The 19441-nt window shown below is 72.3% G+C and carries 22 protein-coding genes; 17 read left to right on the forward strand and 5 right to left on the reverse strand.

Translation table 11 applies throughout. From position 1 onward, the window contains the following. Positions 1-44: 44 nt before the first annotated feature. From uppS to C4V41_RS38950, 3 genes are read left to right on the forward strand one after another with little or no spacing between them, the layout of a single operon-like run. Entirely contained in the window at positions 45-824 is a 780-nt protein-coding gene (gene uppS, locus C4V41_RS38940) for a polyprenyl diphosphate synthase (RefSeq protein ID WP_103961016.1), read from the forward strand. Positions 825-865: 41 nt separating this feature from the next. Continuing rightward, complete coding sequence (locus tag C4V41_RS38945; protein ID WP_103961017.1) at positions 866-1651, forward strand: GNAT family N-acetyltransferase; 786 nt, start codon at positions 866-868, stop codon at positions 1649-1651. Positions 1652-1677: 26 nt separating this feature from the next. Further along, on the forward strand, positions 1678-2574 hold the full coding sequence (locus C4V41_RS38950) for a pentapeptide repeat-containing protein (RefSeq protein ID WP_407670134.1): 897 nt from the start codon (positions 1678-1680) through the stop codon (positions 2572-2574). A 5-nt stretch (positions 2575-2579) separates the two neighbouring features. Here the strand turns inward: C4V41_RS38950 and C4V41_RS38955 are convergent, their stop codons facing one another. Next, entirely contained in the window at positions 2580-3074 is a 495-nt protein-coding gene (locus C4V41_RS38955; protein WP_103961019.1) for a MarR family winged helix-turn-helix transcriptional regulator, read from the reverse strand. A 106-nt stretch (positions 3075-3180) separates the two neighbouring features. On the opposite strand from C4V41_RS38955, the gene C4V41_RS38960 reads away from it, so the two are divergent. Continuing rightward, on the forward strand, positions 3181-4089 hold the full coding sequence (locus C4V41_RS38960; RefSeq protein ID WP_200824512.1) for an EamA family transporter: 909 nt from the start codon (positions 3181-3183) through the stop codon (positions 4087-4089). Further along, the gene (locus tag C4V41_RS38965; RefSeq protein WP_103961021.1) at positions 4086-4949 is read left to right on the forward strand and encodes an SMP-30/gluconolactonase/LRE family protein; all 864 of its coding nucleotides are present in this window, start codon (positions 4086-4088) and stop codon (positions 4947-4949) included. Before C4V41_RS38960 ends, C4V41_RS38965 begins: the two co-directional genes overlap by 4 nt. Here C4V41_RS38965 and C4V41_RS38970 read toward each other — a convergent pair. Further along, positions 4936-5409 (reverse strand): DUF5946 family protein, encoded by a 474-nt coding sequence (locus C4V41_RS38970; RefSeq protein ID WP_103961022.1) that lies wholly within the window; start codon positions 5407-5409, stop codon positions 4936-4938. The genes C4V41_RS38965 and C4V41_RS38970 overlap by 14 nt on opposite strands. Positions 5410-5515: 106 nt before the next feature. Here C4V41_RS38970 and C4V41_RS38975 point away from each other — a divergent pair, with 106 nt between their 5' ends. The 6 genes from C4V41_RS38975 to clpX all read left to right on the forward strand — a co-directional run bounded on the left by C4V41_RS38975 (position 5516) and on the right by clpX (position 10485). Next, positions 5516-6088, forward strand: coding sequence for a TetR/AcrR family transcriptional regulator (locus tag C4V41_RS38975; protein WP_103961023.1), 573 nt, complete (start codon positions 5516-5518; stop codon positions 6086-6088). 13 nt (positions 6089-6101) lie between these two features. Further along, entirely contained in the window at positions 6102-6620 is a 519-nt protein-coding gene (locus C4V41_RS38980) for an FBP domain-containing protein (protein ID WP_103961024.1), read from the forward strand. Between the two features lie 287 nt (positions 6621-6907). Then, positions 6908-7474, forward strand: a complete 567-nt coding sequence (locus C4V41_RS38985) for a hypothetical protein (RefSeq protein WP_103961025.1) — start codon at positions 6908-6910, stop codon at positions 7472-7474. Further along, entirely contained in the window at positions 7474-7971 is a 498-nt protein-coding gene (locus C4V41_RS38990) for an OmpA family protein (RefSeq protein WP_103961026.1), read from the forward strand. Before C4V41_RS38985 ends, C4V41_RS38990 begins: the two co-directional genes overlap by 1 nt. Positions 7972-8046: 75 nt before the next feature. Next, the gene (locus tag C4V41_RS38995) at positions 8047-9237 is read left to right on the forward strand and encodes a cytochrome P450 family protein (RefSeq protein WP_103961027.1); all 1191 of its coding nucleotides are present in this window, start codon (positions 8047-8049) and stop codon (positions 9235-9237) included. A gap of 6 nt (positions 9238-9243) precedes the next feature. Further along, complete coding sequence (gene clpX / locus C4V41_RS39000) at positions 9244-10485, forward strand: ATP-dependent Clp protease ATP-binding subunit ClpX (protein WP_103961028.1); 1242 nt, start codon at positions 9244-9246, stop codon at positions 10483-10485. Here clpX and C4V41_RS39005 read toward each other — a convergent pair. After that, positions 10477-11244, reverse strand: a complete 768-nt coding sequence (locus C4V41_RS39005; protein ID WP_103961029.1) for an NAD-dependent epimerase/dehydratase family protein — start codon at positions 11242-11244, stop codon at positions 10477-10479. The two genes, clpX and C4V41_RS39005, sit on opposite strands and share 9 nt — an antisense overlap. Before the next feature lie 197 nt (positions 11245-11441). Here C4V41_RS39005 and C4V41_RS39010 point away from each other — a divergent pair, with 197 nt between their 5' ends. After that, positions 11442-12332 carry a calcium-binding protein gene (locus C4V41_RS39010; RefSeq protein ID WP_103961030.1) on the forward strand — a complete coding sequence of 297 codons (891 nt, stop codon included), beginning with the start codon at positions 11442-11444 and terminating at the stop codon, positions 12330-12332. 203 nt (positions 12333-12535) lie between these two features. Here C4V41_RS39010 and C4V41_RS39015 read toward each other — a convergent pair whose 3' ends face one another. Together C4V41_RS39015 and C4V41_RS39020 are read right to left on the reverse strand one after the other, a co-directional pair. After that, a complete protein-coding gene (locus tag C4V41_RS39015; RefSeq protein ID WP_103961031.1) occupies positions 12536-13129 on the reverse strand; it encodes a hypothetical protein in 594 nt (197 codons plus the stop codon). Positions 13130-13135: 6 nt separating this feature from the next. Beyond that, positions 13136-13420, reverse strand: coding sequence for a hypothetical protein (locus C4V41_RS39020; RefSeq protein ID WP_146103950.1), 285 nt, complete (start codon positions 13418-13420; stop codon positions 13136-13138). Between the two features lie 201 nt (positions 13421-13621). On the opposite strand from C4V41_RS39020, the gene C4V41_RS39025 reads away from it, so the two are divergent. From C4V41_RS39025 to C4V41_RS39045, 5 genes are all read left to right on the forward strand, one after another. Continuing rightward, positions 13622-14308, forward strand: a complete 687-nt coding sequence (locus C4V41_RS39025) for a response regulator transcription factor (RefSeq protein ID WP_200824513.1) — start codon at positions 13622-13624, stop codon at positions 14306-14308. Positions 14309-14372: 64 nt separating this feature from the next. Beyond that, complete coding sequence (locus C4V41_RS39030; RefSeq protein ID WP_160150534.1) at positions 14373-14756, forward strand: response regulator; 384 nt, start codon at positions 14373-14375, stop codon at positions 14754-14756. Further along, positions 14726-17227 carry a sensor histidine kinase gene (locus C4V41_RS39035; RefSeq protein WP_103961035.1) on the forward strand — a complete coding sequence of 834 codons (2502 nt, stop codon included), beginning with the start codon at positions 14726-14728 and terminating at the stop codon, positions 17225-17227. The genes C4V41_RS39030 and C4V41_RS39035 overlap by 31 nt, the downstream gene beginning before the upstream one ends. 157 nt (positions 17228-17384) lie before the next feature. Then, positions 17385-18173, forward strand: coding sequence for a putative protein N(5)-glutamine methyltransferase (locus C4V41_RS39040; protein ID WP_103961036.1), 789 nt, complete (start codon positions 17385-17387; stop codon positions 18171-18173). 132 nt (positions 18174-18305) lie between these two features. Then, on the forward strand, positions 18306-19430 hold the full coding sequence (locus C4V41_RS39045; protein ID WP_235030654.1) for an esterase-like activity of phytase family protein: 1125 nt from the start codon (positions 18306-18308) through the stop codon (positions 19428-19430). Positions 19431-19441 lie beyond the last annotated feature (11 nt).

Below are 19441 nucleotides of genomic sequence, written 5' to 3' on the forward strand. Positions count from 1 at the left end.
TGAAAGATCAGATTCCGGCACCCCATCCGCGCCATCCTTGACGGGTGCCCACGACTGACCTCCTTCATTCCCTGTACGCCCGGCGCCTGCGCCGCAACCTCGCGGCGGCCGGGCCGCTGCCCCGGCACGTCGGCCTCATCATGGACGGCAACCGGCGCTGGGCCAGGCAGCGCGGACTGCCCAACCCGAGCATCGGCCACAAGTACGGCGCCGAGCACATCGAGAACGTGCTGTCCTGGTGCGAGGGCCTGGGCATCCAGCACGTGACGGTGTTCCTGTGCTCGACGGAGAACCTGCAGCGGCGCGGCGACGAGGAGGTGGCCTACCTGCTGGGGGTGATCGAGCGGATGGTCGCCGACCGGTTCGACCGGCCGGACGCCCGCTGGCGGGTGCACGTCGCGGGCCTGCTCGACATCCTGCCCGACACCACGGCCCGCGCGCTCAAGAGCGCCGTCGAGGCGACGCGCACCTGTACGACCGGGTTCCACCTCACCCTCGCCATCGGGTACGGCGGCCGCCAGGAGGTCATCGACGCCCTGCGCGAACTGCTGTACGAGCGGGCCGAGTCCGGCCAGTCCATGCGCGATCTGGCCGCCACCCTGACCGAGGACGACATCGCCCCCCACCTGTACACCGCCGGCCAGCCCGACCCCGACCTGGTCATCCGCACCAGCGGCGAGCAGCGGCTGTCGAACTTCCTGCTCTGGCAGTCGGCCTACTCCGAGCTGTACTTCTGCGAGGCGTACTGGCCCGCGTTCCGCGAGATCGACTTCCTGCGCGCGCTGCGCAGCTTCGCGGCCCGGCAGCGGCGCTTCGGCGGATAAATCCGGTTGCACGGCGGCCCGCGCGGTGCTGAGGTGGCCCGATGAATTCTGACGAGGTCCTCGCCCTGTTCGACCGGCAGCTACGGCTTGGGGCCCGCCCCGACGGCCCGGGTGCCAGGGTCGAGCGGGCCGGGGCCGTGGTGCGGCAGGTCGGGCCCGCGCACGCCTGGAACGGCGTCGTCTGGTCGGACCTCGACGCCGGCGACGCGGACGCGGCCATCGCCGAGCAGGTGCGCTACTTCGGCGAGCTGGGGCTGGAGTTCGAGTGGAAGCTGTACGCCCACGACCGGCCCGCCGACCTCGGCCGCCGTCTCCTGGCGGCCGGCTTCACCGCCGAACCGCCGGAGACCCTCATGGTGGCCGAGGCCGCCGGCATCGCGGGCGAGCCATCCGAGCCGTCCGAGCCGTCCGCCATCGACGGAGTGCGGCTGGTTCCGGTGAGTGACGAGGACGGGGTGAAGCTGGCGATGCGGGCACATGAGCGGGCCTTCGGCGAGAGCGCCGACCGGCTCGGGCGGCGGCTGCTCGACCAGCTCGCCGACGGCACCCTCATGGCCGTCGTCGCCATGGCCGGAGACGTGCCCGTCAGCTCGGCCCGCGTCGACCCGCACCCCGGCACGCGGTTCGCGAGCCTGTGGGGCGGCGGCACCGTGCCGGAGTGGCGGGGCAGGGGGATCTACCGGGCCCTGGTGGCGTACCGGGCCAGGCAGGCCATCGCCCAGGGCTACGACTACCTGCAGGTGGACGCCTCCAGCGAGAGCCGCCCGATCCTGGCGCGGCTGGGGTTCGCGCCGCTGACCACGACGACGCCGTACGTCCATTCTTGAGTACCCTTGACCTGCCCCCTTTCGTCATTTCCGAGGAGACCAGCGCGTTGCCAGGAACGAACCCGCGCGAGCTCGGCCTGCTGGCCGACTGTGAGAGCTGCTTCGGGCTGTGCTGTGTCGCGCTGCCGTTCTCGGCCTCGGCCGACTTCGCGGTCGACAAGGACGCCGGGAAGCCCTGCCACAACCTGCGCGAAGACTTCCGCTGCTCCATCCACCAGCAGTTGCGGCAGCGCGGCTTCCCCGGCTGCACGGTGTTCGACTGCTTCGGCGCCGGTCAGAAGGTCTCGCAGGTCACGTTCGAGGGCCGTAGCTGGCGGGAGGCGCCCGGCACGGCCCGGCAGATGTACGCGGTGTTCCCGGTCATGCGGCAGCTCCACGAACTGCTGTGGTATCTCGCGGAGGCGCTGGCCCTGCCGGCCGCCGCCCCCGTCCACGCCGAGCTGGACGCGGCCCTGGCGGAGACCGACCACCTCACCCGGCAGCCCGCCGACGTGCTGGAGAAGGTCGACGTGGCGGAGCACCGGGCCCAGGTCAACGCCCTGCTGCTGCGGGCCAGTGAGCTGGCGCGGGCCGGGCTCAAGGGCAAGGAACGCAGGGGGGCCGACCTGATCGGCGCCCGGCTCAAGGGGGCCGGCCTGCGCGCGGCCAACCTGCGGGGGGCCTACCTGATCGGGGCCGACCTGCGCGGGGCCGATCTGCGTCAGGCGGACCTGATCGGTGCCGACCTCAGAGGCGCCGACCTGTCGGCCGCCGACCTCACCGGCGCCATCTTCCTCACCCAGGCCCAGGTCAACGCCGCCCAAGGCGACGCCACCACCCGCCTGCCCGCCTCACTCACCCGCCCCGCCCACTGGGCGGAACGGGCCACGGCTCCCAAGCAGGGGCGCGGTCCGAACACTGCGCGCCGGCCCCGCCGCCGCTGACAAGATCACGTGGTGTCGCCGAGCGACTCCAGCAGGACGCGTAGCGTGCCCGCCAGGGCCTGCCGCTCCTCCTCGGGCAGCGCGGCCAGCAGCCGCTGCTCCGTGTCCAGGTGATCGGGCAGCACTCGATCGATGAGCGCGCGGCCCTCCTCGGTGAGCGTCACGTGCACGCCCCGCCCGTCGGACTCGCTCGGCGTGCGGACCACCAGGCCGCGCGACTCCAGCCGGTCGAGGCGCTGCGTGACCGCGCCCGAGGTGACCATGGAGGCGCGCATCAGCTCGTTGGGCGTCAGCCGGTGCGGGGGGTCGCTGCGGCGGAGCGTGGCCAGGACGTCGAACGAGGCGGTGTCCAGGCCGTGGGCGGCGAACGTACGGCGTTGCTCCGCGCTCACCACCTGCTGCAGCCGCGACAGCCGGCCGAGCACCCCCATCGGCGAGACGTCCAGGTCGGGACGCTGGGCGCCCCATTGCCTCAGTACGAGATCGACGTGATCGGCCACGACCCCAGCCTATCGATGTCTTAGCGGTGAGGTACATCACTGGAAAAGTAGCTTAGTGATGAGCTACTTTGTCTTAGTGCTAAGCAATCGAACGAGCCTCGTCCTCGTGACCGCGCTGACCCCCGCCATCTGGGGGACCACCTTCCTCGCCACCACCGAGCTGCTGCCGCCCGACCGGCCGCTGCTGGCCGCCGTGATCCGGGCCCTGCCCGCCGGGCTCCTCCTCGTGGCCATCACCCGGCGCGTGCCGCGCGGTAGCTGGTGGTGGCGCTCGCTGGTGCTCGGGGCGCTGAACATCGGGGTGTTCTTCGCGTTGCTGTTCGTGGGGGCGTATCGGCTGCCGGGCGGGGTGGCCGCGACCATCGGCGCCGTGCAGCCGCTGCTGGTCGCGATGTTGTCGGCCGGGCTGCTGGGCGAACGCCTGACGCCGCGGACACTGCTGGCCGCCGTCGCCGGAGTGGCCGGGGTCGGGCTGCTCGTGCTGCGCGCCGACGCGCGCCTGGACGCGATCGGCGTGGCCGCGGCGCTCGGCGGCGCCGCCGTCATGGCGACCGGCGTCGTGCTGAGCAAGCGCTGGCAGTCGCCCGCGCCGCTGCTGGCCACCACCGGCTGGCAGCTCGTCGCCGGTGGCGTGCTCATGCTCCCCGTGGCCCTCGTCGCCGAAGGCGCGCCGCCGGCCGGGCTGACCGCCGTCAACCTCGCCGGGTACGCCTACCTCTCCCTCATCGGCGCGGCCCTCGCCTACGCCCTGTGGTTCAGGGGGCTGCGGGAACTGCCGGCCACCAAGGTCACCTTCCTCGGCCTGCTCAGCCCCGTCGTCGCCACCGCGCTCGGCTGGGCCGTGCTCGGCCAGGAGCTCACCGCCCTTCAAGTCCTCGGCGCGATCATCGTGCTGGCCGCCCTCGTCACCGCCCAGCTCCAGCCCGCCAGACCGCTGCCTGCGGCGCCGCGCGTCCTGGTGCGCGGTGGCGTACTAATAGAGGACATTCGCGATCACAAGGAGACAGCGGCATGACCATCGCCCCGTACACCGTGACCGGCCCCGTCGCCCAGCACGGCGAGGGACCCGTGTGGTCCGGCCGCTGGGGCGGGCTGCGGTGGGTGGACATGCTGGCCGGTGACGTGCTCGCGCTCGACGCCGGCGGCACCGTCCGCCGCCGCCACGCGGGCGCGGTGGCCGCCGTCGTCCGCCCCCGCGCCGCCGGCGGCTACCTCGTCGCGGCCGAGCGCGAGCTGCTGCTGGCCGACTCCGACGACCTCGACGCCCCGCTCCGCTCCCTGGGCGAGGCGTGGACCGACTCCACCATCCGGATGAACGACGGCGGCTGCGACCCCGACGGCCGCTTCTACATCGGCAGCATGGCCTACGACGAGGGGCCGGGGCGCGGCTCGTTCTACGTGGCCGGGCCCGATGGCGGGCTGCGCGTGGTGCTGCCCGGGGTGACGATCTCCAACGGCTTCGACTTCAGCCCGGACGGCCGCCTGGCCTACTACGCCGACACCACGACCGGGCGCGTCGACGTGCTCGACTACGACCCCGAGGCCGGGCTCACCGATCGGCGCCCCTTCGCCGTCGTCGACCCCGGGCGGGGCGCGCCCGACGGGCTGACGGTGGACGCCGAGGGCGGCGTGTGGGTGGCGCTGTGGGGCGGCGGCGCCGTGCACCGGTACGACGCCGGCGGACGGCTCGACGCCGTCATCGGCCTGCCCGTACGGAAGGTCACGGCGGTGACGTTCGGCGGCGAGAACCTCGACCGGCTGTTCATCACCACCTCGGCCCTCGGCGTGGACCGCGCCGAACAGCCGGACGCGGGCGCCCTCTTCGCGGCCGACCCCGGCGTGCGCGGCCGCCCGGTGCTCCCTACGACCCTGTGAGGGCCTTCCAGCCCGCCACGGTCGCCGCGGCCAGCTCCTCGATGTGGCGCCCGTAGGCCGCGTGCCCGTCGGCGACGAAACTGCCGTTCCTGACCGGCAACCCGCTGAACGACGCCCGGAACCGCCCCGGAACGCCCGGCGGCAGCGGCGCGTACGCCTCCAGCGGCGCCAGGTCGTAGCCCGACCGCGCCGCGTGGTTGTTGCGCGCCACCTGGTGCGCCGCCACGCGCAGCAGCGCGTCCAGCCCCTGGTCCACGTAGAGCTGCAACTGGCGGAACTGGCCGTCCAGGTATTTCGCATGGGCCTGGGAGGGGTGCTGCAGGAGGTACGCGCACACCACGGGCCCGTGCCACGGGTACATCCAGGGATCGCCCTGCTCCTCGGCCAGGATCGCGTGGTAGTAGTCCACGCACAGGCCGAGCGGGCCGGCGCTCGCGCCGCAGTCGCAGCCGTCTGACATGGTCGGCAACCTTAGACGCCGGGCGCGGCCCTGTGCAAAGGATTTGCCTAGCCTAGGGGCTCTAGGTTAGAAATTATGCCTATTAGGTTTCGAGGGGGAGGTGCCCATGGCCCGTGCGGGGCTGACGGCCGAACGGGTGACCGAGGCGGCCGCCGATCTGGCCGACGAGGTCGGGTTCGACAACATCACGCTGTCCGCGCTGGCCCGCGGCTTCGGGGTGGCGGACGCGAGCCTGTACTCGCACGTCAAGAACCTTCAGGACCTGCGCGTACGGGTGGCGGTCCTGGCCGCCCGCGAGCTGGCCGAGCGGCTCACCGACGCCACGGCGGGCCGGGCGGGCAAGGAGTCGCTGACCGCGTTCGCCGACGCCTGGCGCGCGTTCGCCATGACGCGGCCCGGCCGCTACCAGGCCACCCAGATGGCCGTGGAGCCGGCCGTCGTCGCCGAGTCCGCCGGGCATCAGCGGATCATGACGACCACGTACGCGCATCTGAGCGCGTACGGGCTGCCCGAGCCGGACATGACCGACGCCATCCGACTGCTGCGCAGCACCTACCAGGGGTTCTTCGCCCTGGAGGCGAGCGGCGGCTTCCGGCACTCGCGGGATCCCGACGCGTCCTGGGCGAAGATCCTCGACGCGCTCGACAACGCCCTGCGGCATTGGCAGGCCTCCCCATGACAAGGAAGCGATCATGAACCCCATCACCGAATCCGGCCTGCGCGCCAGCTTCGTCAACTGCTCCAAGGGCGAGGCCCGCAGGCTCAGTGTGCCGCGCGACCTGGCCGGGACACCCTGGCCCGATCTCGACTTCCTGGGGTGGCGCGATCCGGGGGCGCCCGAGCGCGCCTACCTGGTCGCCGAGCGCGACGGCGAGCCCCTCGGGGTCGCGCTGCGGCTGGGCCAGGACCGGCGCAGGAGCTTCACCAAGTCCACCCTGTGCTCGGTGTGCGTGACGCCGCACGCCGGCACCGGGGTCGCCCTGTTCACCGCGCCCCGGGTCGGCGCCGCCGGGCGGCAGGGGAACACGGTGGGGGCGTACATGTGCGCGGACCTGGCCTGCTCGCTCTACGTCCGCGGCAGGAAGCGGACGGAGCCGGGGGAGCGGTTCGAGACGCTCACGGCCGAGGAGCGGATCGCCCGGGCCGCCGTCAACCTGGACGCGTTCCTGAACCGGGTCCTCGACGACAATCTGGCCGCCGCGTCCGCGTAGCGGGGTTGGCGGGGGGCGACGTTCAGCACGCGCCCGCGGACGGGAAGGGCCGTCTGCGGCGTCAGCCGGCGGGCGCCAGGGTCGCTCGGCGACCGAAAGGCGGTTGGGCGCCGGCGTGAACGTCGCCCATGACTTGGACAGCGCGGGCACCCCTGCCGGTTCCCTCCGGCCGTGAATCGGTTCAAAACGCCAGGGAAAAGTACCGGCCCGGCGGCGGTATTCGTCCATCGAACTCCCGGCCCGTCCCTCCTTACCGTGGGGGCGGGCCGGTGACTTCGGAGGGTGTCATGCGCGTTCGCGACTGGATCGCCGCGGCGGTGGTGCCGCTCACGGTGGCGGCCTGTGCCGTTCCCGGAATCGGCCGCACCACCGGGCAGACCCCGCCCGCCCCGGCCCCGGCTTCGGCCCCGGCCCCGGGGGAGAAGCCCGCTGAGGGGCGCCCAAAGGGGAGCGCCCCTCAGCGGTCAGAAGCCGAACCGCTCGCGACCGCGACCTTCAAACCTGGCGCCGAGCTGAGCGCGGAGGTGTCGGTGCTCGCGCTCAAACGGCGCGGCAAGCTGCTCGACCTGGTGCTGTCCATCACCGCACGGTCGAAGTCGGACACCTACGTCTCGGTCGAGGAGTTCACCGGCGCGGGCCCGTCGGCGATCACCCTGGTGGACGCCGTCAGGCTCAAGCGCTACCTGATCGTCCGCGACTCGGCGGGCCGGCCGCTGCGGCCGCCGTACTGGATCATCAAGGTGGGCGAGGCCAGCGTGCGCACCTACACCTTCCCCGCGCCGGGACCCGAGGTCACCGAGCTGGACGTCAGCATCGGCGCCGAGCCGCCGTTCCTGAACGTGCCGGTGACGTGATGCGCTTGCGGATCCTGGCCCTGTTGCCGGTCCTGGCCGCGCTGATGGGCCCCGAGGTGCCCGCCGAGAACCTCCGGGAGGCCGTGCTCGACCTGCGGCTGACCGTCGAGCCGCTGCGGACGGACACCACGGAGGGGCTCCAGCAGAAGATCACGATCTCGTCCGACGTGCTGTTCGCGTTCGACGAGGCCACGCTGACCCCGGTCGCCGCCCGCCACCTGACCGCGATCGCGGACCGGCTGCGCGGCGCCACCGGCGCCGTCCGCGTCGACGGTTACACCGACGCCAAGGGCGCCACCGGCTACAACCTGGGCCTGTCCCGGCGGCGCGCCGAGAGCGTCAAACAGGAGCTGGACCGCATCCTCGGCGGCACCCCCCGCGTCGTCGCCGCCGGCCACGGCGAGGCGAACCCCGTCGCGCCCAACACCGAGGGCGGCAAGGACGACCCGGCGGGACGGGCGAAGAACCGGCGGGTGGTCATCCGGTTCGACGGCTGACACCGCGTTGCCGTGCGGTCTGAAATCGAGATACCTTGACCATTCGGATGACAACATCATTTGAATGGAGCGGCCATGACCGACGTCCCCGAGATCGACCTGACCGATCCGGCGGTGCAGCGGGATCCCTTCACCGTTTACGGCGCCGCCAGGGAGTTGTCGCCCGTGGCGCGGCTGACAGGGGCCGGGTTCGGGCCGTACTGGGTCGTGACGCGGCACGAAGAGGCCAGGGCGATGCTGGGCGACCCGCGACTGGAGATCAACACCGGTAGTTTCATGCGGCCCGACGTGCCCGAGGACTGCGTCCCGTACATGCGGAGCATGGCCGAGATGACCGGCCCCGAGCACGCCCGCCTGCGCCGGCTGGTCGCGCCCGCCTTCACGCCGCGCAAGGCCGCCGCGTTCGGCTCGCGGATGGAGGCGATCGTCGACCGGCTGCTCGACGAACTGCCGGAACGGACGGAGCCGGACGGATCGGTCGACCTGCTGGCGCACTTCGCCAAGCCGCTGCCGATCGAGGTGATCTGCGAGCTGGTGGGCATCCCCGACGCCGACCGCCCCCGCTGGCGCGAGTACGGCGCCGCCGTGCTGACCGGCCACGGCCAGGCGTTCGCCGACGCCATCCCCGCGATCATCGACGGAGCCAAGGCGGCGGTCGCCCAGGCCGAACGGGGCGGCGCGCTGGTCTCCGACCTCGTCCGCGTCATGGAGGAGGACGGCGACCGGCTCGACGACGCCGAACTGGTCACCATGATCTGGACGCTCGTCCTGGCCGGCCAGACCCCGACCAACCTCATCGCGAACGCCCTCGTGACCCTGTTCGCCCACCCCGATCAGCTCGCGGCGCTGCGCGACGACCCCGCCCTCATGCCGCGCGCCGTCGAGGAGCTGATCCGCTGGTGCGGCCCCGCGCTGCTGACCGTGCCCCGCTTCCCCCGCGAGGACCTGGAGATCGGCGGCGTGGCCATCGGCAAGGGCGAGCCGGTCTCCGCCTCGATGGCCGCCGTCAACCGGGACCCCCGGGTCTTCGACGCGCCGGACACGTTCGACATCACGCGGGAGCAGGCGGTGCCGCACCTCGGGTTCTCGCACGGGCCGCACTTCTGCGTGGGCGCGTCGCTGGCCAGGGTGCAGACGGGGGTGGCGATCGGGGCCGTGCTGCGCCGCTTCCCGGGGCTCGCGCTCGCGGCGGAGGCGCCGTACCTGATGGATCCCGGCACGCTGCGGCTGGCGTCGCTGCCCGTGCACACGCGCCGGGCCGGCTGAGCCCCCGTGGCACGCGCCGGCAAGGGCGGTGACGCGGTGCTCTGCTCGTTCTGCGGGAAGAGCCAGAAGGACGTGCGCAAGCTGATCGCGGGCCCGCCGTCCGTCTACATCTGCGACGAATGTGTGGGCCTGTGCAACGAGCTCGTCGCGGAGGAGGAAGGACCGGCCGGCGCCCCCGAGGCCCTGCCCCGGCCGCGCGAGATCCACGACTTCCTCGACCGGTACGTCATCGGCCAGGACCACGCCAAACGGGCCCTGTCGGTGGCGGTCTACAACCACTACAAGCGGGTACGTTCGCGCGCGGACGTCGAGCTCGGCAAGTCCAACATCCTGCTGCTCGGCCCCACGGGCAGCGGCAAGACGCACCTGGTGCAGACGCTCGCCCGGATGCTCGGCGTGCCGTTCGCCGTCGCCGACGCCACCGCCCTCACCGAGGCCGGCTACGTCGGCGACGACATCGAGACCCTGCTGCTCAAGCTCGTCCAGGCCGCCGGCTGGGACCTGGACAAGGCCGCGACCGGCATCGTCTACATCGACGAGATCGACAAGATCGCCCGCAAGGGCGCCAACCCGTCGATCACCCGCGACGTCTCCGGCGAGGGCGTCCAGCAGGGGCTGCTGACGATCCTGGAGGGCACGGTCGCCTCCGTGCCGCCGCAGGGCGGCAGGAAGCACCCCCACCAGGACTTTCTCCAGCTCGACACCACGAACGTGCTGTTCATCGCGGGCGGCGCGTTCGCCGGTCTGGAAGAGATCATCGAGCGGCGGCTCGCGCGCCGCTCCGCAGGGTTCGGCGCCGCGCCGCGCGCCGCCGCCGACGATCCGCTGTCCCTGGTGATGCCGCAGGACCTGGTGCAGTACGGGCTGATCCCCGAGCTCACCGGCCGCCTGCCGGTGGTGACGACGCTGCGGCCGCTGGACGAGGCGGCGCTGACGCGGATGCTCACCGAGCCGCGCAACGCGCTGGTCAAGCAGTATCAGCGGCTGTTCGAGCTCGACGGGGTGGAGCTGGAGTTCGACGACGGCGCCCTGGCGGCCGTGGCCGAGCAGGCGCTGCTGCGCCGCACCGGCGCCAGGGCGGCCCGCGCGATCCTGGAGGAGGTGCTGCTCAACATCATGTACGAGGTCCCGAGCCGGGACGACGTGGCCCGCGTCGTGATCACCCGCGAGACGGTGCTCGGCAACGTCAACCCGACCCTCGTGCCCCGGGACCGGCGTGACGGTGAGCGCCGCAGGAAGTCAGCCTGAGGACCCGGCGTCCGGGCCGGCGAACATGCGGCAGATCGGGACGGTGGGCGGCCCGGCGGTGGCGGCGTACGGCTCGCTGTCGTCCCGCGGCGCGTAGCCGAGCTTCCTGGCCGAGGCGATGTCCCAGTGCCGCCGGGTGTTGGCCGACATGCCGAAGTGCACGCTCCACCCGGGGCCGGCCGTCAGCGCGGCCAGCATCAGGGCGCCGGCGTCGCGGTCCGACAGCCACATGCCGAGGTATCGCGCCTCGGCCAGGGAGTAGCCGGTCGCGCCGAGGCGCAGGCCCACCACGGACGCGCCGGTCAGCTCGGCGTGCAGGCGGCCCTGGGTTTCGACGATCACCTTGCTGAGGCCGTACGAGCAGCAGGGGCGCGGCTCCCACGCGGGATCGACCGGGCGGTGCTCGGGCCGGTTGTACTCGCCCATCGCGTGCACCGAGCTGGCCAGCACGATCCGCGGCACGTCGTGCGCGGCGGCGGCGTCCAGGACGCGGCGGGTGAGCGCCACGTTGGCGCGGAAGACCTCCTCCCAGTCCGCGGCCGTGCGTGGGTCGGCGGCCAGGTGCACGAGCCCGGACGCGCCGGCCAGCGCCTCTTCCGCCGTCCCGGGCTCGCTCAGGTCGCCGATCAGGACGTCCTCGCCGGGCAGCGTGTCGCCGGGCGTGCGATCCACGACGCGCAGCGGGTACGCCTCCAGCAGCGCGGGCCGTACCAGCCTGCCCACGCGCCCGAACCCGCCGGTGATCACCACAGGTCCCATGGCCCCCCGTTCCTCCCACCGAATCTATTCCGCCCCGCCCTTTCCGATAAGCCATGAAATTTCATGCCCATTCGGCTTGTGCGTATTTTGACCTATTCCGCGGCCCGCTCCGGCGCGCCCACTGGCTCGCAAGGACGCCGGCGGTGGGAGACAGGGGGCCGGCGAGGCATCGGGGGATCCACGAAGGGGACCGGCAGATGGGCAGCGGCAGCACGCGGAAGATCGGGGCCATCGCGGTGGTGGCCGGGCTGGCGGCGGCGGCGCAGGTCGCGCTGGCCGTGCCGTCGCACGCGAACACGGGGGCGGGGGTGTCGGGGGGCATCCTCACGGTCACGGCGCAGGCCGGAATCGCCAACAGGATCACGATCGGCGCCCTGCCGAACGGGGACGTGGTGGTCACCGACACCGCCGACCCGGTCACGGCGGGGGCGGGGTGCGCGCAGACCGCGGCCAACACCGTGACCTGCGCGGGCGTCACGGGCATCGTGGTGGACGTGGGCGACCTCGACGACAAGGCCGCCAACGGGTCCACCCTGCCGTCCCGGCTCCTGGGCGGGCCCGGCGCGGACTCGCTGCGCGGCGGCGGGGGCAACGACCGGATCACCGGCGGGCCGGGCGACGACGACCTGTTCGGGGAAGGTGGTAACGACATGTTCCCGGCGGACGCGGTGGTGGACGGGGCCGACGACGTCCTGGGCGGGCCTGGGATCGCCGACGAGGCGACCTATCAGGCCCGCGGCGTCGGCGTACGGGCCTCCGCGGACGGCGACCCTGGCGACGGCGAGCCGGGGGAGGGGGACAACCTGGGCAACGACGTGGAGAACGTCACCGGCACCTTCTTCAACGACGAGCTCATCGGCAACATCAGCGGAAACCTCCTGCTCGGCCAGGCCGGCGACGACCGGCTCATCGGCCACGCGGCCGACGACACGCTGGTGGGCGGTCCGGGGGCGGACGCCCTGTTCGGGGCCGACGGCGCGGACCGCCTGCTCGCCAGGGACAACGTCATGGGCAACGACACCCTGACCGGCGGGGCGGGCATCGACTTCTGCGACGCCGACCCCCTCGACCCGCTATTCACCTGCTGAGAACATTCACCTGCTGAGAACGCCGGCCGCCCGGACGGATGCTCCCGTCCGGGCGGCCGGAGCCTCAGAGCGCCGGGGCGGCCCGGGGCCCTCGGCGTCCTGAGGCTCGATCGGGCGCGAGGCCCGGGTGGCTTGGGCCCCGCACACCAGAAGACCCGCACACCAGAAGACCCGCACACCAGAAGACCCGCGCACCTGAAGAGCTATCCGGCCAGTTTCTCGACCGGTTGTCCCGCGTCGGGCGTCCCGTCGCCCCAGGTGCCCGCCCCGAGCACCACGCCCCGCCGCAGGATCTCGACCGTGACGAACTGCGCCCGCCGCGGATGACGCTCGACCTGGACCGCGGTCGCGTAGCAGGCCGCCGCGATTTCCCCGGCGAACGCCTCGAAGTCCTCGGCGCAAATCCCGGCCCGGAGCAGAATGAAAGCTCTTTCCCCGAGGTCCGTCGGCGTTATCCAGAGGACCAGCGGAATTCGGCCCTTTCGCGTGTGCATCGACGTCTCCAGGCACACCCGCTGCAGCCGGTGCCGGGAGAACAGGCACCAGAAGTGCCGCGCGATCCATTTGCGGCCCGCCGGCAGCGTGGCGGGCACGGAGACGCTCCCCGCGAGCGCGATCGGCGCCCACCACAGGCCCTTGCCGGCCGCCCCCGCCATCACCACGACCGCCGCGGCGGCCAGGGCGAACAGCACGATCTCGGTCCGCCAGCGCCACAGCACGACGACGAGGCCCGTCCCCAGGCCCGGCCGCAGGTCGTCGAGCACGTACGGGTTGCGGCGCATGTTACGTGCGTCCATGTCGGATCAACCCCCGGAGCCGGAACACACGGGCCTGCTGTCGGCACTGGTTCTGTCGGCACTGGTTCTGTCAGCACTGGTCGCGTCGGCGAGCCGGGCGGCCTTGAGCGCGTCGAAGCGCGGGTCGCGATACCGCCGGGAGCCGAACCCCGTCTTGGTGACCGTCCATCCGTACTGGCGGGCACGCTCGTCCTGACCGGCGCAGAGCGCCCGGTCGGCGCGGGTCGGCAACGCGCTGATCCTGGACCTGATTCGCGATGACCGCTCGGTGACGTGAAGCATTTCGGCCACCACTCCCCCTCCATTGTCGTCCTAGCTGAAACCCCTCATATCTCTCTCGCAGGTTCACTGCCGTTGTGGTCAGTTTCCTCCGCGCCCGCTATTCGAGCGATAAAGCTGGCTTCCGCATTCATGGTTCGGTTTTCCTCACTCGCGGGTGCGAGCGGAATGCCGCGTATTGAGTGTCCGGGGGGCGGGGACTACGGTTTGGTGGTGACGCCGTTGCGGATAGTGATCGCCGAGGACAATCTGCTGGTGCGGGCCGGCATTCAGGCTCTGATCGCCACGGAGGCCGATGTCGAGGTCATCGGGGTCTGCTCGGGCTACGACGCGCTGATGACCACGGTCGGCGTGGAGCGGCCCGACGTCGTCGTCACGGACATCCGCATGCCGCCGACCCTGACCGACGAGGGGATCAGGGCGGCCACGACGATGCGCGCCACGCATCCCGAGGTGGCGGTGCTCGTCCTGTCGCAGTTTCTCGATCCCGGCTATCTGCTGGCCCTGATCGCGCAGGGGAGCAGCAGGCGCGGCTACCTGCTGAAGGAGCGCATCGCCGCGCCCGGCGAGCTGGTCAGCGCGGTGCGCACGGTCGCCTCCGGAGGCTCGTTCATCGATTCCGTGGTCGTCGACTCGCTGGTGTCGGCCAAGACGCGCAACGAGGCGGGCGCCATGCGGCAGCTCACGCCCCGGGAGCGGGAGACGCTCGCCGAGGTGGCCGCCGGGCGGTCCAACCTGGCCATCGCGGCCGGCTTCGGGGTGTCGGAGCGGGCGGTGGAGAAGTACATCAACTCGATCTTTCTCAAGCTGGGCCTGCGCGGGGATCGGGACACCAACCGGCGGGTCAAGGCGGTGCTCATGTTCCTGGATTCCGGGGCTGCCGCCAACAGTGGGAGATAGGGCCGGGAGATTAGGGATGGTGGCACCACCGACAGAGTGCCGATCGGGTGCGACGATCAGCCTTGTGGAGCAACACCTCGTGCGGGTTCTGGTGGTGGACGATCTGCCGTCGTTCCGCCGGGCCGTGGCCGGCGTGATCGCCGTGGTGGAGGGGTTCGAGCTGGCGGGGGAGGCGGCCAGCGGCGAGGAGGCCCTGGGCTTTCTCGAGGACCACAACGTCGCAATGGTGCTGATGGACGTGAACATGCCCGGCATGGGCGGCCTCGAGGCGGCGCGGCAGATCAGGAGCTGGCATCCGGAGGTCCAGGTGGTCCTGCTGTCCGTCAACAACACCGAGGATCTGCCTCGTGACGCGATGGTGATGGGGGCCCGCTATCGGCCCAAGGACCGCTTCGGCCCCGACGAACTGGAGGCGTTGTGGAGCGACGGGGGCCGATCCGGCTCTTAGCCGGCCTGCGGGGGCAGGAGATCGTCGAGATCGGCGCGCCGGGATGGGAGTGGCTGCGGACCTACATCCAGGCCGACCTGGCCGGCGTCCTGGTGGCCGTGGTGTGGCTGATCGTGCTGCGGGCCACCGGCCTGGACAACGACTGGATCGAGGTGATCGTCGCGCTGCTGCTGGTCATGGCGGCGTTCCTGGTCCGCGCCATCCGGCTGATCCACCAGTACCGGCGCTTCGCGGCCGTGGTCGTCTTCGCGCTGTCGAACTGGGTGGTGGCGCTCCTCATCACGGCGATGGCGCCGTTCGCGCTGTCCGCGCTGACGCTGGCCGTGCTGCTGCCGGTGCTGGTGGCCGTCCAGCACATGAACCATCAGCGGCTGTCGGCGATGCTCGGCGCGACGATGCTGGTCGGCACGGCGCTGGTGGTCGTGGGCTGTGTGTACGGCGGCGTCGGGCTCCAGGCCCCGGCGGAGGCGGTCACCGACGCGATGGCGATCGTGTTCATCCCGTTCCTGACCATCCTGGTGTCGCTGGCGGCCTGGCAGAACCACGTGATGCTGGTCGCGCGGGCGGAGGCGCTGCAGGAGTCCCGCGCCCGGCTGGTGGCGGCGGCCGACCGCGAGCGCATGCAGATCGAGCGCAACCTGCACGACGGCGCCCAGCGGCGGCTGGCGGCGGCCATGGAACAGTCGCGGGACGCCCGGCGGCTGCTGGACACGGACCCCGGCGAGGTGGGCCCGCTGCTCGGCCGGCTGTCGGACGACCTCCAGGAGGCCAGCAAGGAGCTGCGCACCCTGGCGCACGGGATCTATCCGCCGCAGCTCGGCCAGTACGGTCTGGAGACCGCCCTGCGCGCGGTCGCCCAGCACGCCACCGTCCCGACCACCATCCGCGCCATCGGGATCGGCCGCTACCCGCCCGAGATCGAGATCAACGTCTACTTCTGCCTCCTTGAGGCCCTGCGGAACACCGCCAAGCACGGCGGGGACAAGGCCACGGTCGCCATCACCCTGCAGGACCGCAACGGGTTGTCCTTCGACTTCCGCGACACCGGGCGCGGCTGCGACCCCCGCGTGATCCAGGCGGGCCACGGCACGACCACCATGAACGACCGGCTCGGCGCCATCGGCGGCACCCTGACCGTCGCCACCCGGCCGGGCGGCGGGCTGCGGCTGCACGGTCACATGCCCAGGTCCGTGCTGGAGAGCGCGGGCGTGGAGCGTCCCGTCCAGGAGCGCGGCGAGGCCGTCCGCGCGCTGCTGGAGAGAGCGTGGGATCTCGTCGCGCGGGCGTACACCGGCGTCCAGCGCAGCGTGGAGCCGCACCCGCAGCAGTACATCGCCACCGGCCTGCTGGCCATCCTGGGCCTGGCGCTCGGGGCCGGCGCGGTCGCGCTGACGGCCTTCATCAGGACCGGGCAGCCCCGGCTGCTCGCCCTGACGGGCGGCTGCGCCGCGATGGCGGCCGTGATCGTCGTGGCCCTGCGCGTGGCCAGGCGCGACCGCGTCGAGCTGGCCATCGGGCTGTCGGCGGGGATCTCGTGGTGTTACGCGATCGCCGTGACCGCGATGATCCCGTCCGCGCTGCCCTACGCCACGCTGGTGACGGTCTCGCCGGTGCTGCTGGCGGTGGCCTACCTGCGCCGCCGCCGCTTCAAGATCATCATGGCCGGTACGATCGTCACCGCCTTCGCGATCACGCCACCCGGCCGCGGCCTGACCGGGTTCGCGCTGGACCCGCCGGCCTGGGTCGTGATCGCCCTGGTGGTCATCGGCCTGACCAGGGTCTCCTACCTGGCCTGGCGGAACCACGTGATGCTGGTGGCCAGGGCGGAGGCGCTGCAGGAGTCGCGCGCCCGGCTGGTGGCGGCAGGCGACCGTGAGCGCCGCCAGATCGAGCGCAACCTGCACGACGGCGCCCAGCAGCGGCTGGTGGCCGCGGCGGTGCAGTCGCGGGTGGCGCAACGCCTGCTGGCCGGCGACCCGGCGCAGGTGGGCCCGGTCCTGGAGCAGCTCGCCGACGACCTGCGCGACGCCGGGGCGGACCTGCGCGACCTGGCGCACGGCATCTACCCGCCGCAGCTCGCCGAGTCGGGGCTGGCGGCGGCGCTGCGCGCGGCGGCCCGGCACTCGCCGCTCCCGACCGAGGTACGCGCCACCGGAATCGGCCGCTACCCGCCCGAGATCGAGATCAACGTCTACTTCTGCCTGCTGGAGGCGCTGCAGAACGCCGGCAAGCACGCGGGCGAGCAGGCCACGGTCACCATCGACCTGCGGGGCGGGCACGGGCTGTCCTTCGACTTCTACGACACCGGGCACGGCAGTCACCCCGACCTGATCCGTACCGGCTACGGCATGACCAACATGTACGACCGGCTCGGCGCCATCGGCGGCACCCTCACCATCGACACCAGCCCGGGCGCCGGCCTGCACCTGCACGGGGACATCCCGGCCGCGTCACCCGAAACCGGAATGTGAAAACCACTCTGGTACTGTGACGGTTCCGTAAGAGAACGTCCCAGGGAGGTGAGACCCATTACCGCTGTGACTGGCTGGGTGCTCCCCTCCTTCAGCCGTGCGGCCCACCGGGACTAGGTGACCGCGGGAGCGCCCATCGGCATCCCGAAAGGCTCCCATGTCGGTTTTTTCATCATCTGTCGCCACGTCGGCCATCGTGACCACCCTCCGCGCCGCAGGGTGCGTCTTCGCCGAGGACGAGGCCGGACTTCTCGTCTCCACCGCCGCCACCCCCGAAGACCTGACCGCCATGGTCGGGCGGCGGGTCGCGGGCGAGCCGCTCGAACACGTGCTGGGCTGGGCGGAGTTCTGCGGCCTGCGGGTGGTCGTGGAGCCGGGGGTGTTCGTGCCCCGGCCGCGTACCGGCTTCCTGATCGAACAGGCCATCGAGCTGGCCCGGCGGGTGGCCGGCCCGCCGGTGGTCCTCGACCTGTGCTGCGGCACGGGCGCGATGGGCGCGGCGGTGGCGGCCGGCCTGGAGCGGGCCGAACTGCACGCAGCCGACCTCGAACCCGCCGCCGTGCGCTGCGCCCGGCGCAACCTGCCCGGCGCGCACGTCTACGAGGGCGACCTGTACGACCCGCTGCCGCCTTCGCTGCGCGGCCGGGTGCACCTGCTGATCGCCAGCCCCCCGTACGTGCCGTCGGCCTCGGTCGGCCTGCTGCCCCCCGAGGCCCGGCTGCACGAGCCCCGCGTGGCACTCGACGGCGGCGACGACGGGCTCGACGTCGTGCGCCGGGTCATCGCCGGCGCGCCCGGCTGGCTCGCCCCGGGCGGCCACCTGCTGGTGGAGACCAGCGAGCGGCAGGCGGGCCCGGCCGCCGGCGCGATGGCGCGCGCCGGGCTGACGGTCCGCGTGGCGACGTCGGACGAGCTGGACGCGACGGCGGTCATCGGCACGCTCTGAATTTTTCCAGGGGTTCGCCCCTTTTGCTGTGCGGCATACGGTTATTAGCTCGTGGACTTCCCGGGCCGGCCGCGCTTTCATTTCCTCCGGCATTCGATTGACGGAGGAAAACAAATGGCCCGTACGCGGAAAATGATGGAAATCGCCGTCGCTTTGACGGTGGTGGTGACCCTGGCCCCGCCGGCCGAGGCGGAGCGGAAGGAGGAGTTGCGGATCACCCGCTTCCTGGGGGAGCAGCGGGTGCCGCACATGGAGCGGTTCGAGGGGACGGCGGTGGGCGGCCTGTCCGGGATCGATCGCGACCCGCGCACCGGGACGTGGTACTTCATCTCCGACGACCGCGCCCGCTACAACCCCGCCCGCTTCTACACCGGCCGGCTGGACATCGACCGGAAGACCGGCAGCTTCAGCGGCGTGCACTTCACCGGGGTCACGACGCTGACGCGGGCCGACGGGTCGCCGTACCCGGGCTACGGCAGGCCGGAGGCGGCCGACCCCGAGTCGATCAGGTTCGACCGGTGGACCCGGCGGCTGCTGTGGGGCGACGAAGGGGACCGGCCCGACGCCACACATCCGGATATTCCCATTTCGCCTGCGCTGGTGCGCGGAATGGACGTGCAAGGGCGGCACGTGGGGGAATTGCCGGTGCCGCAGAATTTGCGCATGACGGGCGTGGAGAACGGCCCGCGGCGTAATTTCGGTTTCGAAGGGCTGGCCGTCACCGCGCACACGATCACCGCCATGACCGAGGGCCCGCGCTGGGAGGACGGGCCGGAGCCGACGGTTCAGCGCGGCTCGGCCGCCCGGCTGACCACGTGGAACCGCGAGGGCCGCCTGCGCGCGCAGTACGCCTACCCGCTCGACGCGCTGCCCGCCGCGCCCGTCCCGCCCACCGGCACGGCCGACAGCGGTGTGTCGGAGATCCTGCCCATCGACGAGTTCCGCTACCTGGCACTCGAACGATCCTGGATCGAGGGCGTGAACTACCGGGTCAAGCTGTACGAGATCGACCTGCGCGGCGCCACGAACGTCATGGACCGGCCCTCTCTGGCGCACGGCGGCCCCTACCGCCCGGTCAGGAAGCGCCTGGTCTACGACCTCGGCGCCTTCCGCCCGCCGGTGCAGAACCTGGAGAGCATGGCCTGGGGGCCGCGCCTGGACAGCGGCGAGTGCACGCTGGTGATCGGCTCCGACGACAACTTCGACGTACGCGAGTCGACGCAGTTCACGGTGTTCGGCGCCACGGGCTGCCGCTGATCGCCGGCGGC

Origin of the sequence: Nonomuraea solani, assembly GCF_900108335.1 — a bacterium.
Taxonomy (GTDB): Bacteria; Actinomycetota; Actinomycetes; order Streptosporangiales; family Streptosporangiaceae; genus Nonomuraea; species Nonomuraea solani.

What these genes read in the sequence shown, in the direction of transcription:
- C4V41_RS38995 (WP_103961027.1), top strand. Translation starts at nt 8,047, where the DNA reads ATGACCGACGTCCCCGAGATCGACCTGACCGATCCGGCGGTGCAGCGG.
- C4V41_RS38965 (WP_103961021.1), top strand. Translation starts at nt 4,086, where the DNA reads ATGACCATCGCCCCGTACACCGTGACCGGCCCCGTCGCCCAGCACGGC.
- C4V41_RS39045 (WP_235030654.1), top strand. Translation starts at nt 18,306, where the DNA reads ATGATGGAAATCGCCGTCGCTTTGACGGTGGTGGTGACCCTGGCCCCG.
- C4V41_RS38975 (WP_103961023.1), top strand. Translation starts at nt 5,516, where the DNA reads ATGGCCCGTGCGGGGCTGACGGCCGAACGGGTGACCGAGGCGGCCGCC.
- C4V41_RS39010 (WP_103961030.1), top strand. Translation starts at nt 11,442, where the DNA reads ATGGGCAGCGGCAGCACGCGGAAGATCGGGGCCATCGCGGTGGTGGCC.
- C4V41_RS39005 (WP_103961029.1), bottom strand. Translation starts at nt 11,244, where the DNA reads ATGGGACCTGTGGTGATCACCGGCGGGTTCGGGCGCGTGGGCAGGCTG.
- C4V41_RS38945 (WP_103961017.1), top strand. Translation starts at nt 866, where the DNA reads ATGAATTCTGACGAGGTCCTCGCCCTGTTCGACCGGCAGCTACGGCTT.
- C4V41_RS39015 (WP_103961031.1), bottom strand. Translation starts at nt 13,129, where the DNA reads ATGGACGCACGTAACATGCGCCGCAACCCGTACGTGCTCGACGACCTG.
- C4V41_RS38980 (WP_103961024.1), top strand. Translation starts at nt 6,102, where the DNA reads ATGAACCCCATCACCGAATCCGGCCTGCGCGCCAGCTTCGTCAACTGC.
- C4V41_RS38970 (WP_103961022.1), bottom strand. Translation starts at nt 5,409, where the DNA reads ATGTCAGACGGCTGCGACTGCGGCGCGAGCGCCGGCCCGCTCGGCCTG.
- C4V41_RS39040 (WP_103961036.1), top strand. Translation starts at nt 17,385, where the DNA reads ATGTCGGTTTTTTCATCATCTGTCGCCACGTCGGCCATCGTGACCACC.
- C4V41_RS38985 (WP_103961025.1), top strand. Translation starts at nt 6,908, where the DNA reads ATGCGCGTTCGCGACTGGATCGCCGCGGCGGTGGTGCCGCTCACGGTG.
- C4V41_RS38990 (WP_103961026.1), top strand. Translation starts at nt 7,474, where the DNA reads ATGCGCTTGCGGATCCTGGCCCTGTTGCCGGTCCTGGCCGCGCTGATG.